We start from the raw sequence: 17680 nt of genomic DNA on the forward strand, positions 1-17680 counted from the left end.
CTCCCATTCTTGCCCGGCGCATTCCCGCAGGAGGTCGCAGCCGCCGGTTCTTCTTGAAATATAGCGCGAAGGTCTTGCGACCTTCGCGCCGCTGCTTCGGCCGCATCATGCGGCCATGTTATCGGCCTTAGCCGATGGAAACATCCCAGGGAGCCACAACCTGCCAGTCGAGGTTCTTTTCCATTGCCTTGACGTCCTTGGTCGCCCAGCGCGACATCGCCTGAGAATACCACGGGATAAACACCCAGTCGTCGCGGAAGGCCTTCTGGGCTTCCTGCGCGAGCTTTACACGATCCGGATCGTCGGCAGACTTGGTCGCTGCCTCTGCAAGCAGGCTGTCCACCTTGTCGTTCTTGTATCCGCCGAGCTTATTCTGGGCGTTTGACGAGGTAGAAGCGATAGAGCCGGCGAGATAGGAGACGGCATCGGGAACACGTGTGCCGACGTCGTCACGGAAGATCTGAACCGAATTCTGGTCTGGGCCAGCATAGGCATCCTGCTGCGGCTTCATGTCGACGGCGGTGATGCCGAGGTTCTGGCGCCACTGCTCGGCGATGAACTGCGCAGCCGCCTGGATCGCCGGGCCGGAAATGCCGACGAACAGCAGCTTGGGAAGACGCTCTGGGCCGCCATAGCTCGATTCAGCCAGCAGCTTTTTGGCCGCTGCCGGATCATACGGATAGGGCTCGAAGCCGGAATTGTCGGCACCCGGAACCGAATTCAGGATCTGGTCGGCCTTCTTGTGCGGACCATCCGGATAGGACGCCTTGAACAGGCCGTCGCGGTCGACCGCCATGATCAGCGCCTGGCGAACCTTGGGATCATCCATCGGCGCGCGAGAGGTGTTGAACCAGAAATGCTGGCTGGTCGGGATGAACGGGCCGGCAGAAAATTCCGGGCCGAGATCCTGGACGATCGTCGAGGTGATGAGCTCGGTGTGAGCATTGTATTCGCCGGATTTGATCAGCGAGGTCGCGGTGACATTGTCTTCAATCGAGCTGATCTCGATGCGGGCGAGTTTCGGCTTCGGTCCGAAGAACTTTTCGTTCGGTTCAAAGGTCAGCGTACCAGCGTCTATATCGAGAGCCGTCAGCTTGAAGGGGCCGGAATAGACCGCGCTGCTGTCCGGCTTGTACCAATCGGCCATTTCCTCGCCGTCACTGCCGCGCGACTGGGCAGCCTTGGTGATCGGGACGATGTGGTTGGCAAGACGCATGAAGAAGATCGGATCGGCTTCCGTCAGCGTGCAGACGACCGTCGATTCATCAGGTGTCGCAACGCCCGTCAATTCGTTGCCGGAGCCGGCGGAGATTTCCTTGTAGCCCTGAACCTTGCTCAGCACCTGATCGACACGCTGGTTCTTCGTATTGGGCATGGAAGAGACTTCCCAGGAGCCCTTGATATCGGCCGAGGTGATCTTGCTGCCATCGGAGAAGACCGCTTTCGGGTCGATCTTGAACGTCCAGACCTTCTTGTCCGGCGAGTCCCAGCTCGTGAAGACGTAGGGCTGGATCTTTCCATCGGCGTCGAAATACATCGGCGAAGCCCACCAGAACGAATTCCAGCGGAAGGTTCTGCCGCCGCCGCGCAGCGGCGACCAGTCCTGGTCGAAAGCAGGATTGATGGCCTTCAGGACCTGGCCATCCTGCGCCATGACGATGCGGGCACTCGCGCCGAAAAGCGAGAAGCCAACGCCGGCTGCAAGCCCCAGCTTCAGCGCGTGACGCCGGGAAATCTGCGAAAAGTCTTGGTCGTTGCGAATTGTCATTTGCTCCTCCATGGCAAATAGCGCGCCTTTCGAAAGACCTCCCCGAAGCTGCGCGATATACCGCAGACATTTGCGCGATAATGTAAATCTGTCAATGGAAAATAACTGACGAAACTCCAAACTGCAAGATCGCAATAATTTACCACATTAAATCAATATCTTAAAAATAGGCACGTAAAGATTTCAAATTTGTAAGATTGACAACTACCTCGCATTGGGATGAATACGACAGCACAGGAACGTGCCGGGAAGGCCCGGTCTGAAGAGGAGGATACCTTGAGCAATCACAAGATTACAGGCGTCTACAGCGCCGCCACCACCCCTCTCAACACCGATGGCAGCCCCGATCTCGGTCTCTTCACCGAACATTGCCAGCGGCTGATCGAAGAAGGTTGCCATGGCGTTGCGCTGCTTGGCACGACAGGCGAAGCGAACTCCTTCTCTTCTGCCGAGCGCCGCGCGCTCCTCGAAGCCGCTCTGAAGGCCGGCATTCCCGCGGACAAGCTCCTGCCAGGTACCGGCGTCGTCGCCATTCCCGAGACGATTGAACTGACGAGGCACGCGCTTTCGCTCGGCGTCACCAAGGTGGTGATGCTGCCGCCCTTCTATTACAAGGGCGTTTCCGACGAAGGCCTCTTTACCGCCTACGCCCAGATTCTGGAGAAGATCGGCGACAGCAGGCTGCAGGTGATCCTCTATCACATCCCACAGGTTTCGGGCGTTCCGCTCTCCATTCCGCTGATCAGCCGACTGGTCGAAGCCTTCCCGGATACAGTTGTCGGCATCAAGGAATCTGCTGGCGATTTCAATAACATGCAGGCAATTATCGCCGCCTGCCCGGGTTTCTCCGTACTCTGCGGCGCCGACCCGCTGCTGCTGCCGCTACTGAAAGCCGGCGGCGCGGGCTGCATCACCGCCACGTCGAACCTTGTCGGAAATTCCCTGCGTACGGTTTACGACCACGTCCATGACGAGGCACGCAATGCAGATGTCGAGACAGCGCAGGCTCGTATCAACGCTTTCCGCACCCTGTCGAACTCCTATGTGCAGATCCCGGCCATCAAGGCGATGGTGGGACTGAAAACCGGCAATGTCGGCTGGCGGCGCACTCGCCCGCCGCTAATGCCGCTCAACGATACCGAATATGCGGCGCTCGCCGAAAGCTACGCAAAGCTGCCGTAAGGAGGAAGAACCATGAAATCCACAGGCTTGAAGCCAGAGGACGTTCCGGCGCTGATGGACGGTTTGCTCAGGGCAAATGATGCCCAGGCCGGTCGTTTTGATGCCTATCTGCCGTCTCCCTGCATTCAGAACCACGCCGCCAACCTGGCGTTTCTTGCCGACGGCACCCTGACCTGCGTCTGGTTCGGCGGCACGATGGAAGGCATGGGCGACATCTCAATTTACATGTCACGGTTGGCCCCTGGTTCTAACCGCTGGTCCGAACCGGAAAAAATGACTGACGATCCGGCGAAATCCGAACAGAATCCCCTGATTTTCAGCGCTCCTGATGGGTACGTCTGGCTGATTTATACCTCGCAGACATCCGGCGATCAGGACGGCGCAGTTGTCAAATGCCGCATCTCCGAAGATGGCGGCAGGAGCTTTGCACCGCCCACCATCCTCTGCGACGTGCCCGGCACATTCGTGCGCCAGCAGATTGTCGTCAATGGGAGAGGTGATTGGCTGCTTCCCATCTTCCGCTGCATCAGTTTGCCTGGGCAGCGCTGGAGCGGCGACGCCGACACGGCGGGCGTGCTGATCTCCCGCGACCGCGGAAAAAGATGGCAGATGAAAGAGATAGAAGGCAGCCTGGGCGCGGTGCACATGAATATCGTGCCGCTCGACGGCGACAGGATGATCGCCTTTTTCCGTGATCGTTATTCCGAGAATATCCGCGCCTCTGTGTCATCGGACCAAGGCGAAACCTGGAGCGCACCGGGACCGACCTATCTGCCCAACAACAATTCCTCGATCCAGGCGGCTGGCCTTAAGGATCAGAGGGTTGCGATGGTTTACAACCACAGCAACGCCGCTTCCTCCGACGCCCGGCGTCAGTCCCTCTATGACGAGATTGAAAGCGACAAGGCTCCTGCCGTCGAAACGACCGATATGCCGACCAGAAAAGCGGTCTGGGGTGTTCCGCGCGCACCGTTGAGCCTCGCAGTTTCCGCCGATCGAGGCGGTCATTTCGAGCGTAAATTCGACCTCGACACAGGCGACGGCTATTGCCTGAGCAACAATTCGAAGGACATGCTCAATCGCGAGTTCTCCTATCCCTCGATAACCCAGGGACCGGACGGTGCGCTTCATGTGGCCTATACCTATTACCGGCGCGCCATCAAATATGTACGTCTTCCTTTGGAATCAATCGCTTAACGACCGACGGGATCACAAGCAGCGCATGGGAGGGCCAATCGGCGAAGGCAGTTGGCCCTCCCATCTGAATTCTTATTTTTACAAATGCACGACAATCCCTTTACAAGTCCTGCCACCCTTTCCGCCAATCACCAATACTCAAAATTATATGTTTAATTTCAATATATTGAAAATAATTTTGAGCACTACACGTGGCACGTTCACTACCAAACTGAGCTGCCAAACAAGAAAAATCTTCATTCATTCTTGCCAAAAACCACCGGACGGGATAACAAATTTACATCATTGACGACCCAGTCCGTCGCGCATCAGGAGGGCCACCTATGGTCAGTTTGGATTCACCTATTGCCGTTGTCCGGCCCCACCTGATCGAATTCGGCCTGGAGGCCGCGGGAAAGCTCGGCGCCTGGGCCGCAAACAAGGGCTATTCCCGAACACTGGTCATTTCGGATGCATTCAACGCGACACGCATCGATCTGTTGCAGCTGAAGGGTGACGTTTCGGTCTTCTCGGACGTGACGCCTGAGCCGGATATCGCTAATCTCGACAAGGTGCTCGCGGCAGCAGAAACCGCACAGGCAGACCTTATCGTCGGCTTCGGTGGTGGCAGCGCCATGGATCTTGCCAAGCTGGCTGCCGTGCTCGCCGGCTCGTCGCAGAGCCTTCGCGATGTTGTCGGCCCCAATAAGGTTCAGGGGCCGCGAAAGGTAGCGCTTGCGCAGGTGCCGACAACATCGGGCACGGGCAGCGAGGCCGGTATCCGCGCGCTGGTCACCGATCCCGAGACCAAGGCGAAGCTTGCTGTCGAAAGCCTTCACATGCTCGCCGATATCGCCGTGATAGATCCTTCCCTGACTTTCTCCGTCCCGGCCCGCACCACCGCTGCAACCGGTGTCGATGCCATGGCACATTGTGTCGAGGCCTTCACCAATCGCAAGGCGCACCCGATGATCGACATTTACGCCATCGAAGGAACGCGGCTTGTCGGCAAATATCTCGCAAGAGCCGTGCGCGACGGCTCGGATGCCGAAGCACGTGCCGGTCTTTCGCTGGCCTCGCTCTATGGCGGCTTTTGCCTCGGCCCGGTCAATACGGCTGGCGGCCATGCGCTCGCCTATCCGCTCGGCACCCGCTGGCATGTAGCCCATGGCGCGGCGAACGCATTGATCTTCCCGCATGTTCTCGCTTTCAATACGCCAGCCGTGCCGGGAAAGACGAAAGCGGTGATGGAAGCGCTCGGCTATGACACATCCGACACCGTCGAATCGGTCTTTGATGCGGCCTATGCTTTCTGCGCCGAACTTGGCATCGAGATGACACTTTCCGGCCTCGGCGTGCCTGAAAATGATCTGGATGCCATGGCCGACGACGCCTTCGCCATCCGCAGGCTCCTGGATAACAATCCGCGCGACTTGACGCGCACTGATATACGCTCGATCTACGAGGCGGCCTATTGAGGCAGGGCTTTCAAGAGGAATTGACTGATGGACAGAAATGCAAAAGTCGCAGTAACCCTCGGCGATCCCGCCGGCGTAGGCCCTGAAGTGATCGTCAAGGCGCTGGCTGCATTGCCGGCTGCCGAACGTCGCGACTTCGTCATCGTTGGCAATACGGAGGCTCTGGAACGGGCCGTACGCGCAACCAATATCAGCCTCAGCTTCGGCCCTTCCGCCTCCGAGGATGGAAACAACATCGCCGTGGATGAGGTCGCGCTGGACGCTCCCCTCCCCGAGATTGGCAAGGTCAACCCAGTCGCTGGCGATGCATCCGTCCGTTACATCGCTCGCGCCGTTGATCTCGCCATGTCGCAGGAAGCCGACGTCATCGTCACGGCGCCGATCAACAAGGAAGCCATGAACCTCGCCGGCCACCATTACGATGGTCATACCGGCCTGCTGGCGCATCTGACCGGCTCCAAGAGCTCCTTCATGCTCCTCGCCTCCGAGCGTCTGAACACCATCCATGTCTCGACCCACATCTCGCTGAAGGGCGCGATAGAACGAGCCAAGACTGAACGTGTGCTGGCAACGATCGAAGCCGGCCACAATCACTTCATGCGCCTCGGCAAGAAGGCCCGCATTGCCGTTGCCGGTCTCAACCCCCATTGCGGCGAGAACGGCCTTTTCGGAACAGAAGACACGGAATTCCTCGCACCCGCCGTCGAGCTCGCACAGGCCAAAGGCATCGACGTGGTCGGCCCGATTTCCGCCGACACGGTCTTCGCCCGCGCCTATAATGGCGCTTTCGATCTAGTGATCGCGCAATATCACGATCAGGGCCACATCCCGATCAAGCTCGTCGCCTTCGAAACCGCCGTCAATGTCTCCCTCGGCCTGCCGATCGACCGAGTCTCCGTCGACCATGGCACCGCCTTCGACATCGCCGGAACCGGCAAGGCCAACCACGTCAACATGCTCTCGGCGATCGCCTATGCGCGGTTGATGGCGAGATCGCCGCGCCGAAGAGGCTCTGCATAACGAAGATCTCGGTCATGTTCCGTCCCGGGGCTCTGGCGTTATCGTTGAAAACTGCGCGTGCCGGTCGCCGTACCACCGCGCGGACCTGTTCTTGTCACGCTGCACGAATGCGTGTTGGCGCTGCAGTTGCGGACGCGTGAGGCACTGTTGCCGTACGGCCCAACGGTCTCCCTCGTAGCCGTGCATTCCCCGCCGCCGCACGTCCGCGTATGGTTCGTGGAGCCTCCATAGACACCTGTCGCTGAACGCGTCGCGGTGCAACTTCCGCCGGCGCAATTGACAGATCGGTCATAGGAGGTGACGCGTCGCGGAGGAGCGACGGGATAGGCCGGATAGGGGCGATAATAACGTGCCCAGCTACCATACCATGGATAGGCAGCATAGTAGTTGTCCCAGTAAACCTTGTTAAAGGCGATGATCGTCACGCCGACGGAAGGCGCCACTGCGGATGTAAGGACCACCGGTCCGCCTTTGTAGACGACCTGGATATAGTTGGCCGCCACCCAGCCACGATAGTTGGCAAAGCTTATGTCGCACCAGGTATAGCCGGTCAGGCATCCGTGGGTGACAATCCGGGCGCTGCCCGGAACAACGGTCACAACCGGATATCCGGTCGAAGGACCAGCTCTCAGGTTGACGTTTCCCGTCGCAACCGCGACCGTGGCCGCAGTGGCGATGGATGAAGCGCCGGCAAAAATGGCCAGCGCCAGCAACAATTTCTTCAGCATCGGGTTCTCCTGTCGTGTTGCAACGCCGGCTGGCGAAGCGGGAATAAGGAGAGGATCGGTCTCGAAGTTAGCTGCGGTCTTTCACCGGCGTTACGTTTTGTTGCGATTTGTATCAGCGGCGGCGCTCTCACCCGGCCGGGTGGCGTTTTCGGCGACAATCCGGCCATCCCTGAGTTCGATCGTCCGGTCGAAGAGGTCCTGCACACGCGGATCGTGGGTGACAACCGCTACGCCTGCCTGTCTCGTATCGGCAATCTGCCGAAACAGAGAGATCACCTGCCGTCCGCGCGCACTGTCGAGCGCCGCCGTCGGCTCGTCGGCGAGAATGAGAGCAGGATCGTTTGCCAGCGCCCGGGCGACGGCCACGCGTTGCTGTTCGCCTCCCGACAACCGAGCCGGAAGATTGTCGACGCGATGCGCGAGATCGACATTGCCAAGCAGCTGCGAAGCATAATCGCGCGCCGCGCGCGCCGGCACATCGTCTATCTCGAGCGCGAGCGCCACGTTTTCGACCGCCGACAGAAACGGAATGAGATTGGCCTTCTGGAAAATGAAACCGATATTGGTGCGTCTGAAGTCACGGAGGCCGTCGAGGTCGGCATCGGGTTGGGAAACGAGCCGGTCGCGAATATAGATTTCGCCGGTCGTGGGCGGCTCCAAAAGGCCGGCGATCAGCAACAGCGTACTTTTACCGGACCCGCTGGGTCCCAGAATGCCAACGACTTCGCCCGGATGGATATCGAAAGAGACGCCGTCGAGGGCGCGCACCACTGTCTCACCGCTGCGGTAGTGGCGGCACGCGTTGCGGACGCATAGGATCGGCATGGCGTTCATGACAGGATTTCCTGCGCCCGGACCTTGAGAGCCCTCGAAATGCCAAACAGGCTGGCAAAGCCGCAAATCGCGGCCATGGTGAGCGCAAGCACGCCGATATCGGCGGGATCGATCACTACCCTGCGTGGAAAGCAGGGAAAGATTAAATGGGACAGGACAAGTCCGAAAAGCAGGCCACCTGCCCCGATCAGATAGGACTGTTCGGCAATCATCCTGATAATGACGCCATTGCGTGCGCCAATCAGCTTCAGCATGGCGATCTGATGGCGCTTTTCCATGGTCAGCATGTAGATGATAAGCGAAATGACGATGGCCATCACCACCAGAAGGACCGCGGTGAAGGCAAGAATTTGCACTCTCAGCCGCCAGAGCCTCTGGTTGAGCAGGAGATTTTCCTGGTCGGCCCTGCTCAGAACATTTGCATCTCCCCAGGCCATGATCGCCGCGCGAACCGCCTTCTCGCTGGCGGCCGGCTCGAGCGTCACCAGCGTCGCGGCAATCTTGCTGTCCTGTTGCACCGAACTGCCGTTTGCGGCGCTTCGGCTACCGCCTGTTTCCTTCCGGGCAAGCAGCACCTCTTCGCTTGTCCGTCGCTGGGCGATCGCCATCGCATCGTTCACTGAAACGAAGAGCAGTCCATCGCCACTCATGTCGACCATCCCTCGCGTCAGGCCAACGATGGTATAATCGTCCTGCCCCAGCCGAACGCGGTCGCCGAGACCGAACCCGATGCTTGCGTCTGCAATAGCCTCGAAGTGGCCGTTTTCCAGATATCGACCTGCTGTCAGCGGCACCCATTCCCCCCGGTCCTTGGGATAGTCGAGCCCTGTAATGGAAGCGCGCAGCTGCCGGCCACGAAAGGCGAATTGCTGGCTGATTTGCACGAAACGGCGAACACCCGCCACGCCGGCAACGCCCTCCACCCGGCGATCCATATCGGAGGATATCGCCGAGCTTTCCGAAAAGGGACCGGAACGCCCCCCTTGCACCACCCACAGATCGGCGCCGATCCGGTCAATAATTACCAGAGCATCCTCAACAATACCCCTGTAGAGACCGATCATGCCGATGGATGCGGTTACAAGAAAAGCCACGCCGGCTGCGGTCATCAAGAAACGCCCTAGATTGTGTCGGATATCCTTGAAGCCGATATTCATGGCCGGGACTCCGAGCGAACGACAGGCATGAAGGCATAAACTCGCTTCGGATCCGTCATGACGACATCTCCTCTATTCAGACCGCTGCGCACCTCGACTCGCGCACCACCAATCGATCCGAGCTCTACCGGCCTCCACGCGGCCCGGCCTTTAACAACAGTCCAGACGCCGGGATGCCCATCGTTTCGGACGATCGCTGAGGATGGAACGGACATCACGTCTGACCTGCCTTGAAGAGCAATGACAGCGTCTCCACGTTGCCCAATCGCCCAATTCGATGGCAATCGCTGCGGCGTGATGTCGACGGTAAACTCTCGCGTCTCGGTATCGACTTGCCTGCCGATCCGGCGCACTTTGCCGTTGATCGGAGCCTCGTCCTGCGAATTGAAGGTGATTGTCACGTCCTGGTCTTGGGATAGCGACGCAATCGCGCTTTCATCGAAACGGGCCGTCAGCACGATGCTTGAAGGATCGACAAGTTCGACGATCGCTGTGCCGGGCGAAACGACATCGCCGAGATTGAGGTCTCGGTCGACGACAATGCCGTCGATCGGAGCGCGGATCACCGACTTGTCCAATTGTGCCTGATTGACTTCCACCGTTGCAGCGGCCTCGGCTTCCTGTGCCTCGGCCTGCAGAACGAGGGATCGTGCTTTGGCGAGATCGGCTTCGGCTTGCTGGACCGCGGTTTGGGCCGATTCCAGCGCTGAACGCGTCGATGTTCCGGTGCGCTGCAACTCCTCCTGCCGGGCAAACGTCGAGCGGGCATTCGCAAGCGTGGCTTCAGCACGTCGGCCGTCGGCATGCGCCGCTTCCACGGCCTTGCGCGCAGCCTCTTGTGAGGCAAGAGAAGCGTTGAGTTGCGCTTTCAGCTCTCCGGCGTTGACTTCGGCAATGATCTCTCCCTTGCGCAGCATGTCATTGCGGTCGACATGAAGGGCGGTAATCACCCCCTGCAAACTGGAGCTGACATTGGCCTTGATAGTCGCGTCCAATGTGCCGGGGCCTTTTATCTCCGCCTGGAAGAAGCTGCGGCCGACCGGCATCAATTCTTCGGACTTGGGCATCAGATAGCGCATCGACAGCAGAATTGTCGCCACCACGAGCATGCCGCCAACAAGTATCATCACCGTCCTACCTGGCCGCAAGGGCGCGGAAGAGGGACGGACGAGAGCGCCGGGCAGCCAATCTTCGCCAGATCGAAGGCCGATTGGCGAGACCGAGGTCAATTGCGCCGGATCGACTCTTTCTTCCATGCCGGCTTGACCCGTCCGTTGATGGGTGGCGATTTTCCCGCGCGGAGACTCTTCTACTGGCATATTGGCTGAACTTGGATGCAAGAGACTATACTCCAGACAATGTTGTACCCGACGGACGAGACGACGCTCCCTCGAAGGCGCGGGCACCATCACGGGATGCTGTCCAAGCCCGAAACCACCGCCCACGGAACCAGGATTGCCACCGTCGGGAAATTTCATTGCTGGGCCATCAACCGGGCTTTTCAGGTTGTTGAGATATTTTTCCGGCTGGTATCGTTTTGTACACGCGCGGGTTTTCCTATTGATTTCCCGACCACGAAATGTCCTGTTGAAGATCATGGAGAAAGAGACAAAAACCATCCTGATCGTTGATGACGACCCCGAGATCCGGCGGCTGGTTGGCGATTTTCTGCATCGCGAAGGTTTCGATGTGGAGCTGGCACAGGATGGACGGGATATGGACAAGGCGCTTGAACGCGTCAGGCCGGACCTCGTCATCCTCGATCTGATGCTTCCTGGCGAGGATGGCCTGTCGATCTGCCGGCGGCTGGCGTCGGAACGGAGGTTGCCTGTCCTCATGCTGACGGCGAAAGGGGACGAGACAGACCGGGTGGTCGGGCTCGAGATCGGCGCCGACGACTATGTCGTCAAGCCTTTCGGGCCGAGGGAACTCCTCGCGCGTGTCAGGGCGCTGTTGCGTCGGACGGGCGCTCAACCGCTTCAGCTTGCCTCGCGCCGTTATGCCTTCGACCGTTTCGTTGCCGATCTCGACGCCCGCCAACTCCGCACCGAGGAGGGCGGTCTCGTTGCCCTGACCAGCGCCGAGTTCGACCTGCTTGCCTGTTTCGTCCTGCGCCCGCGCCGCGTGTTGTCGCGAGACCAGATACTGGACTGGACCCATGGGCGCAGCGCGGATCCTTTCGATCGCACGGTCGACATTCTTGTCTCGCGCGTTCGCAAAAAGCTGGACAGCCTGAGTCCTGGCTGCAACCTCATCAATACCGTACGCAATGGCGGCTATCTCTTGAGCGCACCAGTTCGACAGGTCTCATAAACATGCGTTTCGGCCTGACCGCGCGACTGCTGGCGATCGGCGCGAGCGCGCTTCTCGCTCTCTGGATCACTCTGATTGCCTTCTTCTACTGGACGAGTGACCTGTCGCGAACCGCTAACCGTCTGCCGCCCGAACAATTGAAGGCGATCATCGATCTCGTATCCAACATCGCCCCAGACGAGCGGCAACTCGCCCTCGCGGCTCTCCAATCCTCAATGCTGGAGGTGCGGATCACCGACAGCTCATCGGTGCCGGCTGCAGGCGACGACCTGGCCGATAGCGCTGATTTCGCGCTTTATCGGCAGTTTCTCGGCGAAAAACTCATCCACATTCAGTTACGGCACAACACCGAAGGTCTCCGGCCGGGCTTGTGGACCCGCACGGCGCGGCCGGTCGAATTTTGGGTGGCACTCGACAACGGCAATATCCTCGTCGCCGAAGCGCGCACGCCCTTTGTCGTAACGTTTTATGGTTTGCCGGCGGGAACGGGCGCGGGACTGTTGGGAACCCTGTTCGCCTGCATCGCCTTTTACATGCTGCATCGGGAAATCAGGCCGTTGACCAGACTGGCCTCCGCCGTCGACCGCATCGATCCCTCAGGCGACCCAATCCCGCTTCCCCCTACCCGCGCAACAACGCCGGAAATCGGTGCGCTGGTCAGGGCTTTCGACAGGCTCCAGAGCCGGCTACACGCCATGACGCGTTCCCGTATGGCGTTGATCGGAGGTATCCAGCACGATGTCCGCAGCTTTGCGACGCGACTGCGGCTCCGGCTCGAACAACTGCCCGATGACGCAGAAAGGGAACGGGCCACGTCCGACATCGAGGACATGATCGATCTCCTCGACAATGCTCTTCTGACGTCGCAGGCGGGTGTCGGAGCGCTCAACGAGGAGATGCTCGACCTCGCTGAATTGCTGCGCGCCGAAATAGCGGATTTCAGGAGTGCGGGCCTGCCCGTCATTCTGGAAACGGACACAACGCAGGCCGAAACGTGGATCATCGGCGATCGCCTGGCGCTTCGGCGGATCATCGGCAACCTCGTCGACAATGCCGTCAAATATGGCCGGCGAGCGCATGTGACGATGGCGGTCGAAGAGGGCCGGGCAAGAATTTCAATCGAAGATGAGGGGCCGGGATTTTCAAAAGAAGAACGGGAGCTGCTGCTGGAGCCTTTCGTTCGCGCAGAGCCATCCCGCGCACGAAAAACGGGTGGAGCGGGGCTTGGCCTTGCTGTCGCGCAAACCCTTCTGGAAGCACAAGGCGGGACGATCACACTTGCGGACGGCAAGCGTGGCGGTCTGGTGACTGTTACTCTTCCGCTATTCGAGACGACTTGAACCAGACGGGTGCATGCCGCCCTTCGAGCAACAAATCGCTACATTTTCCTATAGGCGAGCAAATTCGTCGCAAACTGCGCCGTTCATGGTGTCACCATCAACGAACCACGGAGGTTGCCATGAAAAAAACGGTGCTATTCTCTTTCGGCGCAGGCGCGCTGCTGCTCGCCGCCATCCCTCTGTCAGGGATGGCCCAGGATCAAAACGCGAGTGCCGGCCCCGCCGAAGATACCCACGGCGACCAGCGTTTCGAGGTGTACAGGAACGGTTATCTCGACGTCCGTGCCCTCGCCGACCACCTTGACGACCTGCGCTATTATTATACTGGCAAGGCAAGTCGCCTTCGGCTTGCCGGCATGCTCTCGGCGCAGGAGACGGCCATAGGCATCCGCGCCGACCAGAAGGATGCCTGGCGTGCGTATACCGAGGCCTTGCTTGCGTTGCTTCCCGATCGCGACGCGGTCATTTCGGTGATCGGAGCGCCCGATGAAGACCTGAAGGGACCGGAGGCATTCGGCCGGGCGGAGGCTCTTTCCGACGTCATGGCAGGATATGCGGACAAGGCGCAGATACTCAAGAAGGCGATCACGGACCTTCGCGCCAAATTGACGGCGGAACAACTGGAGACGGCCCGCATGCCGCGGCTCATCCGGGGGTAACATGCTTCGGCCGAGTTTTCGGATCGATTGATTTGCTCTCCGTTGACCACACCTCGGCTGTGACTTTCGGCACGTACCCCAGTGCCGGAACGGACGGGTCGCCGCCCATAGACCAAACCCGGCCCGTCCGCCCTTCCTCTCATGCAACCCCTTTTCGGGAGATCAGGAATGAAAATCTATTTGACCGTCGCCTTCGCGGCGCTTGCCGGCGCGGCCAATGCCCAGGAGGTGAGCCGCCAACAGATGCGAGACATCCGCTCCGCCTGCGAAGCGGATGTGCGGCGGCTCTGCAACGGCGTCCAGCCGGGCGGCGGAAGGCTGCTGCAATGCCTCCAGCAGAACGCGTCGAACGTCTCGGAGACCTGCACTGCTAAACTGATGGAGATCAAGGCAAGCCGTCAGTCGAATTGACCTGGCCAGCTCGCGCCCTCCCGGCGAGAATCCCCGCCGACAGAAGGCAACTGGCCTCACCGACATGGCGCGGCCAGTTCACATCAGCCTTGGTCCGGCATTCAACCGCTACATCGCCTTATGGTGAGCTTAGCTGCCGACTTATTCCGTCTGGCTGCGATTTTTCCGAGGGCCTGTGACAGGCAGCCAGCGGTGAAGCCCAGAAACGCAAAAAGCCCCGCGGTGGGGACTCTTTGGGATCGCATGGAAAGCTTGGTTGCGGGGGCAGGATTTGAACCTGCGGCCTTCAGGTTATGAGCCTGACGAGCTACCGGGCTGCTCCACCCCGCGATATTTCATTCCGGACGTTGTGCCCGGGAGCGATGTCAGGCGTAGCCTGACGAGGTGAGGCCGTTAAGAGATCGATCCGGTGGATCGATCTTAGGCCGAACGGGCTGCTCCACCCCGCGTTATCCAGGCGACACTTGTGTCGTCCGTCCAGGTCTTTTGCCTGTTGGCAAAAGACCGATTGCGCAAATCCGTAGGATTTGTCGCGGCTACGCAAAGCGCTTGCGCTTTGCGGATTGTTGCCGAGCAAATTGCGAAGCAATTTGTCTCGTGTTCATGATATAGGGCGCTAAAGACGAAAGGCCGCTTTGTGAGCGGCCCTTTGTATCGGCTTTGGGCCGTTGGTTTCGTTCAGAGAAGATTGTTGTCGATTTTGCGCATGTCGCTTTCCGAAGCTTGTTCAGCTTCGGGCACATGCGTTTTCACGAGTTGCGTTTAGCAGACCTGGCAGCGACCGACTCTCCCGCGTCTTAAGACGAAGTACCATAGGCGCTGGGGCGTTTCACGGCCGTGTTCGGAAAGGGAACGGGTGCAGCCACCCCGCCATAACCACCAGGTCAGCGAAGCGCAACTTGTGTGAGAAGCTGGTTCACTGAGCGACTAATAAGTAGTCGTCAGTGATTGGTTTTGAACACGTCTTACCTTTCGCGAGGCACCGTCGGAGCAAAGCTCCGCAAGCGCAAAGCGCGTCGCCGGTTGTCCGGCGCGCCGTCCGCAGCGCCTATGGCGCGTGAGGACAGAAGGTCAGGCTCATCGAACTACCGGGCGAATGCGGTGCATTCGCCGGGCGATGAGCATAGTCAATGAGAACGATCAAGCCAATCGAGCTATTAGTACCGGTAAGCTTCATGCGTTGCCGCACTTCCACACCCGGCCTATCAACGTGGTCGTCTTCCACGGCTCTGATAGGGAACACTCGTTTCCAGGTGGGTTTCCCGCTTAGATGCCTTCAGCGGTTATCCCGTCCATATATAGCTACCCTGCTATGCCCTTGGCAGGACAACAGGTCCACCAGAGATATGTCCATCCCGGTCCTCTCGTACTAGGGACAGATCCTGTCAATATTCCTACACCCACGGCAGATAGGGACCGAACTGTCTCACGACGTTCTGAACCCAGCTCACGTACCGCTTTAATTGGCGAACAGCCAAACCCTTGGGACCTGCTCCAGCCCCAGGATGCGATGAGCCGACATCGAGGTGCCAAACAACCCCGTCGATATGGACTCTTGGGGGTCATCAGCCTGTTATCCCCGGCGTACCTTTTATCCGTTGAGCGATGGCCCTTCCACGCGGGACCACCGGATCACTATGACCGACTTTCGTCTCTGCTCGACTTGTCAGTCTCGCAGTCAGGCGGGCTTATGCCATTGCACTCGACGACCGATTTCCGACCGGTCTGAGCCCACCATCGCGCGCCTCCGTTACTCTTTCGGAGGCGACCGCCCCAGTCAAACTACCCACCATACACTGTCCCGGACCCGGATAACGGGCCGCGGTTAGACATCCATGACGATAAGGGTGGTATTTCAAGGATGGCTCCACAGAAACTGGCGTCCCTGCTTCAAAGCCTACCACCTATCCTACACATGCCGACACGAATGCCAGTGTAAAGCTATAGTAAAGGTGCACGGGGTCTTTCCGTCTGACCGCAGGAACCCCGCATCTTCACGGGGAATTCAATTTCACTGAGTCTATGTTGGAGACAGCGGGGAAGTCGTTACGCCATTCGTGCAGGTCGGAACTTACCCGACAAGGAATTTCGCTACCTTAGGACCGTTATAGTTACGGCCGCCGTTTACTGGGGCTTCGATTCAAAGCTTGCACCTCTCCTCTTAACCTTCCAGCACCGGGCAGGCGTCAGACCCTATACGTCGTCTTGCGACTTCGCAGAGCCCTGTGTTTTTGATAAACAGTCGCTACCCCCTGGTCTGTGCCACCCCATCATACTTGCGTAAAATGGGGTCACGCTTCTTCCGAAGTTACGCGTGCAATTTGCCGAGTTCCTTCAACATAGTTCTCTCAAGCGCCTTGGTATACTCTACCTGACCACCTGTGTCGGTTTCGGGTACGGTCTATACGGTGGAGCTATTTCCTGGAACCGCTCCGCTGCCCATCCAATCCAATCAGAATGAACAACTTGTGCGATCCGTCACTTCCACCAGGCCCACGAATATTAACGTGGTTCCCATCGACTACGCGTGTCCGCCTCGTCTTAGGGGCCGGCTAACCCTGCTCAGATTAACTTTAAGCAGGAACCCTTGGTCTTTCGGCGAGAGGGTCTCTCACCCTCTTTATCGTTACTCATGTCAACATTCGCACTTCCGATACCTCCAGGAGCCCTCACGGGTCTCCCTTCATCAGCTTACGGAACGCTCCGCTACCACTCCTCAAAGAGGAATCCTCAGCTTCGGTGCATGGCTTCAGCCCCGTTACATTTTCGGCGCAAAGACCCTTATTTAGACCAGTGAGCTGTTACGCTTTCTTTAAATGATGGCTGCTTCTAAGCCAACATCCTGGTTGTTTTGGGATCCTCACATCCTTTCCCACTTAGCCATGACTTGGGGACCTTAGCTGGAGGTTAGGGTTGTTGCCCTTTTCACGACGGACGTTAGCACCCGCCGTGTGTCTGCCTGGTAGTACTTCCCGGTATTCGGAGTTTGGTTAGGATCAGTAAGACGGTGAGTCCCCATAGCCCATCCAGTGCTCTACCCCCGGGAGTATTCGCCAGACGCTCTACCTAAATAGATTTCGCGGAGAACCAGCTATTTCCGAGTTTGATTGGCCTTTCACCCCTAGCCACAAGTCATCCCAATCTATTGCAACAGATGCGGGTTCGGTCCTCCAGTTGGTGTTACCCAACCTTCAACCTGCTCATGGCTAGATCACTCGGTTTCGGGTCTAATGCAACAAACTATATCGCCCTATTCAGACTCGCTTTCGCTGCGCCTACACCTACCGGCTTAAGCTTGCTTGTTACACTAAGTCGTTGACCCATTATACAAAAGGTACGCCGTCAGGGTTGCCCCCTCCGACTGTTTGTAGGCATCCGGTTTCAGGTACTATTTCACTCCCCTTGTCGGGGTGCTTTTCACCTTTCCCTCACGGTACTTGTTCGCTATCGGTCATGCACGAGTACTTAGGCTTGGAGAGTGGTCTCCCCATGTTCAGACAGGATTTCACGTGTCCCGCCCTACTCTAGGACATTAATGATATCTACGCGTACGGGGCTGTCACCCGCTACGGCCGCACTTTCCAGAACGTTCCGCTTTAATCACTAATGCCACT

13 protein-coding genes, 1 tRNA gene and 2 rRNA genes (1 of these 16 running past the window's edge) are annotated in these 17680 nt (G+C 58.7%); 8 read left to right on the forward strand and 8 right to left on the reverse strand.

What is annotated here, in order from left to right:
• Positions 1 to 127: 127 nt before the first annotated feature.
• Positions 128 to 1768, reverse strand: a complete 1641-nt coding sequence (locus ACK9YZ_RS16635) for an ABC transporter substrate-binding protein (protein WP_416064552.1) — start codon at positions 1766 to 1768, stop codon at positions 128 to 130.
• 276 nt (positions 1769 to 2044) lie between these two features.
• Here ACK9YZ_RS16635 and ACK9YZ_RS16640 point away from each other — a divergent pair, with 276 nt between their 5' ends.
• From ACK9YZ_RS16640 to pdxA, 4 genes are all read left to right on the forward strand, one after another.
• Complete coding sequence (locus ACK9YZ_RS16640; protein WP_216755732.1) at positions 2045 to 2950, forward strand: dihydrodipicolinate synthase family protein; 906 nt, start codon at positions 2045 to 2047, stop codon at positions 2948 to 2950.
• 12 nt (positions 2951 to 2962) lie between these two features.
• Entirely contained in the window at positions 2963 to 4147 is a 1185-nt protein-coding gene (locus tag ACK9YZ_RS16645) for a sialidase family protein (RefSeq protein ID WP_416064553.1), read from the forward strand.
• Positions 4148 to 4470: 323 nt separating this feature from the next.
• Positions 4471 to 5604: an iron-containing alcohol dehydrogenase gene (locus ACK9YZ_RS16650; protein ID WP_416064554.1), complete on the forward strand. Its 1134-nt coding sequence runs from the start codon at positions 4471 to 4473 to the stop codon at positions 5602 to 5604.
• 27 nt (positions 5605 to 5631) lie between these two features.
• Entirely contained in the window at positions 5632 to 6624 is a 993-nt protein-coding gene (gene pdxA / locus ACK9YZ_RS16655; RefSeq protein ID WP_416064555.1) for a 4-hydroxythreonine-4-phosphate dehydrogenase PdxA, read from the forward strand.
• Positions 6625 to 6662: 38 nt separating this feature from the next.
• Here pdxA and ACK9YZ_RS16660 read toward each other — a convergent pair whose 3' ends face one another.
• The 4 genes from ACK9YZ_RS16660 to ACK9YZ_RS16675 all read right to left on the reverse strand — a co-directional run bounded on the left by ACK9YZ_RS16660 (position 6663) and on the right by ACK9YZ_RS16675 (position 10941).
• On the reverse strand, positions 6663 to 7352 hold the full coding sequence (locus tag ACK9YZ_RS16660; protein ID WP_416064556.1) for an SH3 domain-containing protein: 690 nt from the start codon (positions 7350 to 7352) through the stop codon (positions 6663 to 6665).
• 90 nt (positions 7353 to 7442) lie between these two features.
• On the reverse strand, positions 7443 to 8186 hold the full coding sequence (locus tag ACK9YZ_RS16665) for an ABC transporter ATP-binding protein (protein WP_416064557.1): 744 nt from the start codon (positions 8184 to 8186) through the stop codon (positions 7443 to 7445).
• On the reverse strand, positions 8183 to 9343 hold the full coding sequence (locus ACK9YZ_RS16670; protein ID WP_416064558.1) for an ABC transporter permease: 1161 nt from the start codon (positions 9341 to 9343) through the stop codon (positions 8183 to 8185). Before ACK9YZ_RS16670 ends, ACK9YZ_RS16665 begins: the two co-directional genes overlap by 4 nt.
• Positions 9340 to 10941 carry an efflux RND transporter periplasmic adaptor subunit gene (locus tag ACK9YZ_RS16675; RefSeq protein WP_416064559.1) on the reverse strand — a complete coding sequence of 534 codons (1602 nt, stop codon included), beginning with the start codon at positions 10939 to 10941 and terminating at the stop codon, positions 9340 to 9342. Before ACK9YZ_RS16675 ends, ACK9YZ_RS16670 begins: the two co-directional genes overlap by 4 nt.
• Here ACK9YZ_RS16675 and ACK9YZ_RS16680 point away from each other — a divergent pair.
• The 4 genes from ACK9YZ_RS16680 to ACK9YZ_RS16695 all read left to right on the forward strand — a co-directional run bounded on the left by ACK9YZ_RS16680 (position 10940) and on the right by ACK9YZ_RS16695 (position 14066).
• Positions 10940 to 11656, forward strand: coding sequence for a response regulator (locus ACK9YZ_RS16680; RefSeq protein ID WP_216755740.1), 717 nt, complete (start codon positions 10940 to 10942; stop codon positions 11654 to 11656). The genes ACK9YZ_RS16675 and ACK9YZ_RS16680 overlap by 2 nt on opposite strands.
• 2 nt (positions 11657 to 11658) lie before the next feature.
• A complete protein-coding gene (locus tag ACK9YZ_RS16685; RefSeq protein WP_416064560.1) occupies positions 11659 to 12996 on the forward strand; it encodes an ATP-binding protein in 1338 nt (445 codons plus the stop codon).
• Positions 12997 to 13115: 119 nt separating this feature from the next.
• Positions 13116 to 13655, forward strand: coding sequence for a hypothetical protein (locus ACK9YZ_RS16690; RefSeq protein ID WP_416064561.1), 540 nt, complete (start codon positions 13116 to 13118; stop codon positions 13653 to 13655).
• 168 nt (positions 13656 to 13823) lie between these two features.
• Complete coding sequence (locus ACK9YZ_RS16695; RefSeq protein WP_416064562.1) at positions 13824 to 14066, forward strand: cysteine rich repeat-containing protein; 243 nt, start codon at positions 13824 to 13826, stop codon at positions 14064 to 14066.
• A 253-nt stretch (positions 14067 to 14319) separates the two neighbouring features.
• On the opposite strand, the gene ACK9YZ_RS16700 is transcribed toward ACK9YZ_RS16695, so the two are convergent.
• From ACK9YZ_RS16700 to ACK9YZ_RS16710, 3 genes are all read right to left on the reverse strand, one after another.
• Positions 14320 to 14396: transfer RNA gene (locus tag ACK9YZ_RS16700), tRNA-Met, on the reverse strand.
• Positions 14397 to 14835: 439 nt separating this feature from the next.
• A 5S ribosomal RNA gene (rrf, locus tag ACK9YZ_RS16705) occupies positions 14836 to 14950 on the reverse strand.
• Positions 14951 to 15202: 252 nt separating this feature from the next.
• Positions 15203 to 17680: ribosomal RNA gene (locus ACK9YZ_RS16710) — 23S ribosomal RNA — on the reverse strand; it runs 409 nt beyond the window's last position.

Source organism: Rhizobium sp. ZK1 (assembly GCF_047782645.1).
Taxonomy (GTDB): domain Bacteria; phylum Pseudomonadota; class Alphaproteobacteria; order Rhizobiales; family Rhizobiaceae; genus Rhizobium.

Excerpts from the sequence above, each read along its gene's own strand:
- ACK9YZ_RS16635 (WP_416064552.1), bottom strand. The coding sequence starts at position 1,768 with ATGACAATTCGCAACGACCAAGACTTTTCGCAGATTTCCCGGCGTCAC.
- ACK9YZ_RS16645 (WP_416064553.1), top strand. The coding sequence starts at position 2,963 with ATGAAATCCACAGGCTTGAAGCCAGAGGACGTTCCGGCGCTGATGGAC.
- ACK9YZ_RS16650 (WP_416064554.1), top strand. The coding sequence starts at position 4,471 with ATGGTCAGTTTGGATTCACCTATTGCCGTTGTCCGGCCCCACCTGATC.
- pdxA (WP_416064555.1), top strand. The coding sequence starts at position 5,632 with ATGGACAGAAATGCAAAAGTCGCAGTAACCCTCGGCGATCCCGCCGGC.
- ACK9YZ_RS16660 (WP_416064556.1), bottom strand. The coding sequence starts at position 7,352 with ATGCTGAAGAAATTGTTGCTGGCGCTGGCCATTTTTGCCGGCGCTTCA.
- ACK9YZ_RS16665 (WP_416064557.1), bottom strand. The coding sequence starts at position 8,186 with ATGAACGCCATGCCGATCCTATGCGTCCGCAACGCGTGCCGCCACTAC.
- ACK9YZ_RS16670 (WP_416064558.1), bottom strand. The coding sequence starts at position 9,343 with ATGAATATCGGCTTCAAGGATATCCGACACAATCTAGGGCGTTTCTTG.
- ACK9YZ_RS16680 (WP_216755740.1), top strand. The coding sequence starts at position 10,940 with ATGGAGAAAGAGACAAAAACCATCCTGATCGTTGATGACGACCCCGAG.
- ACK9YZ_RS16675 (WP_416064559.1), bottom strand. The coding sequence starts at position 10,941 with ATGATCTTCAACAGGACATTTCGTGGTCGGGAAATCAATAGGAAAACC.
- ACK9YZ_RS16685 (WP_416064560.1), top strand. The coding sequence starts at position 11,659 with ATGCGTTTCGGCCTGACCGCGCGACTGCTGGCGATCGGCGCGAGCGCG.
- ACK9YZ_RS16690 (WP_416064561.1), top strand. The coding sequence starts at position 13,116 with ATGAAAAAAACGGTGCTATTCTCTTTCGGCGCAGGCGCGCTGCTGCTC.
- ACK9YZ_RS16695 (WP_416064562.1), top strand. The coding sequence starts at position 13,824 with ATGAAAATCTATTTGACCGTCGCCTTCGCGGCGCTTGCCGGCGCGGCC.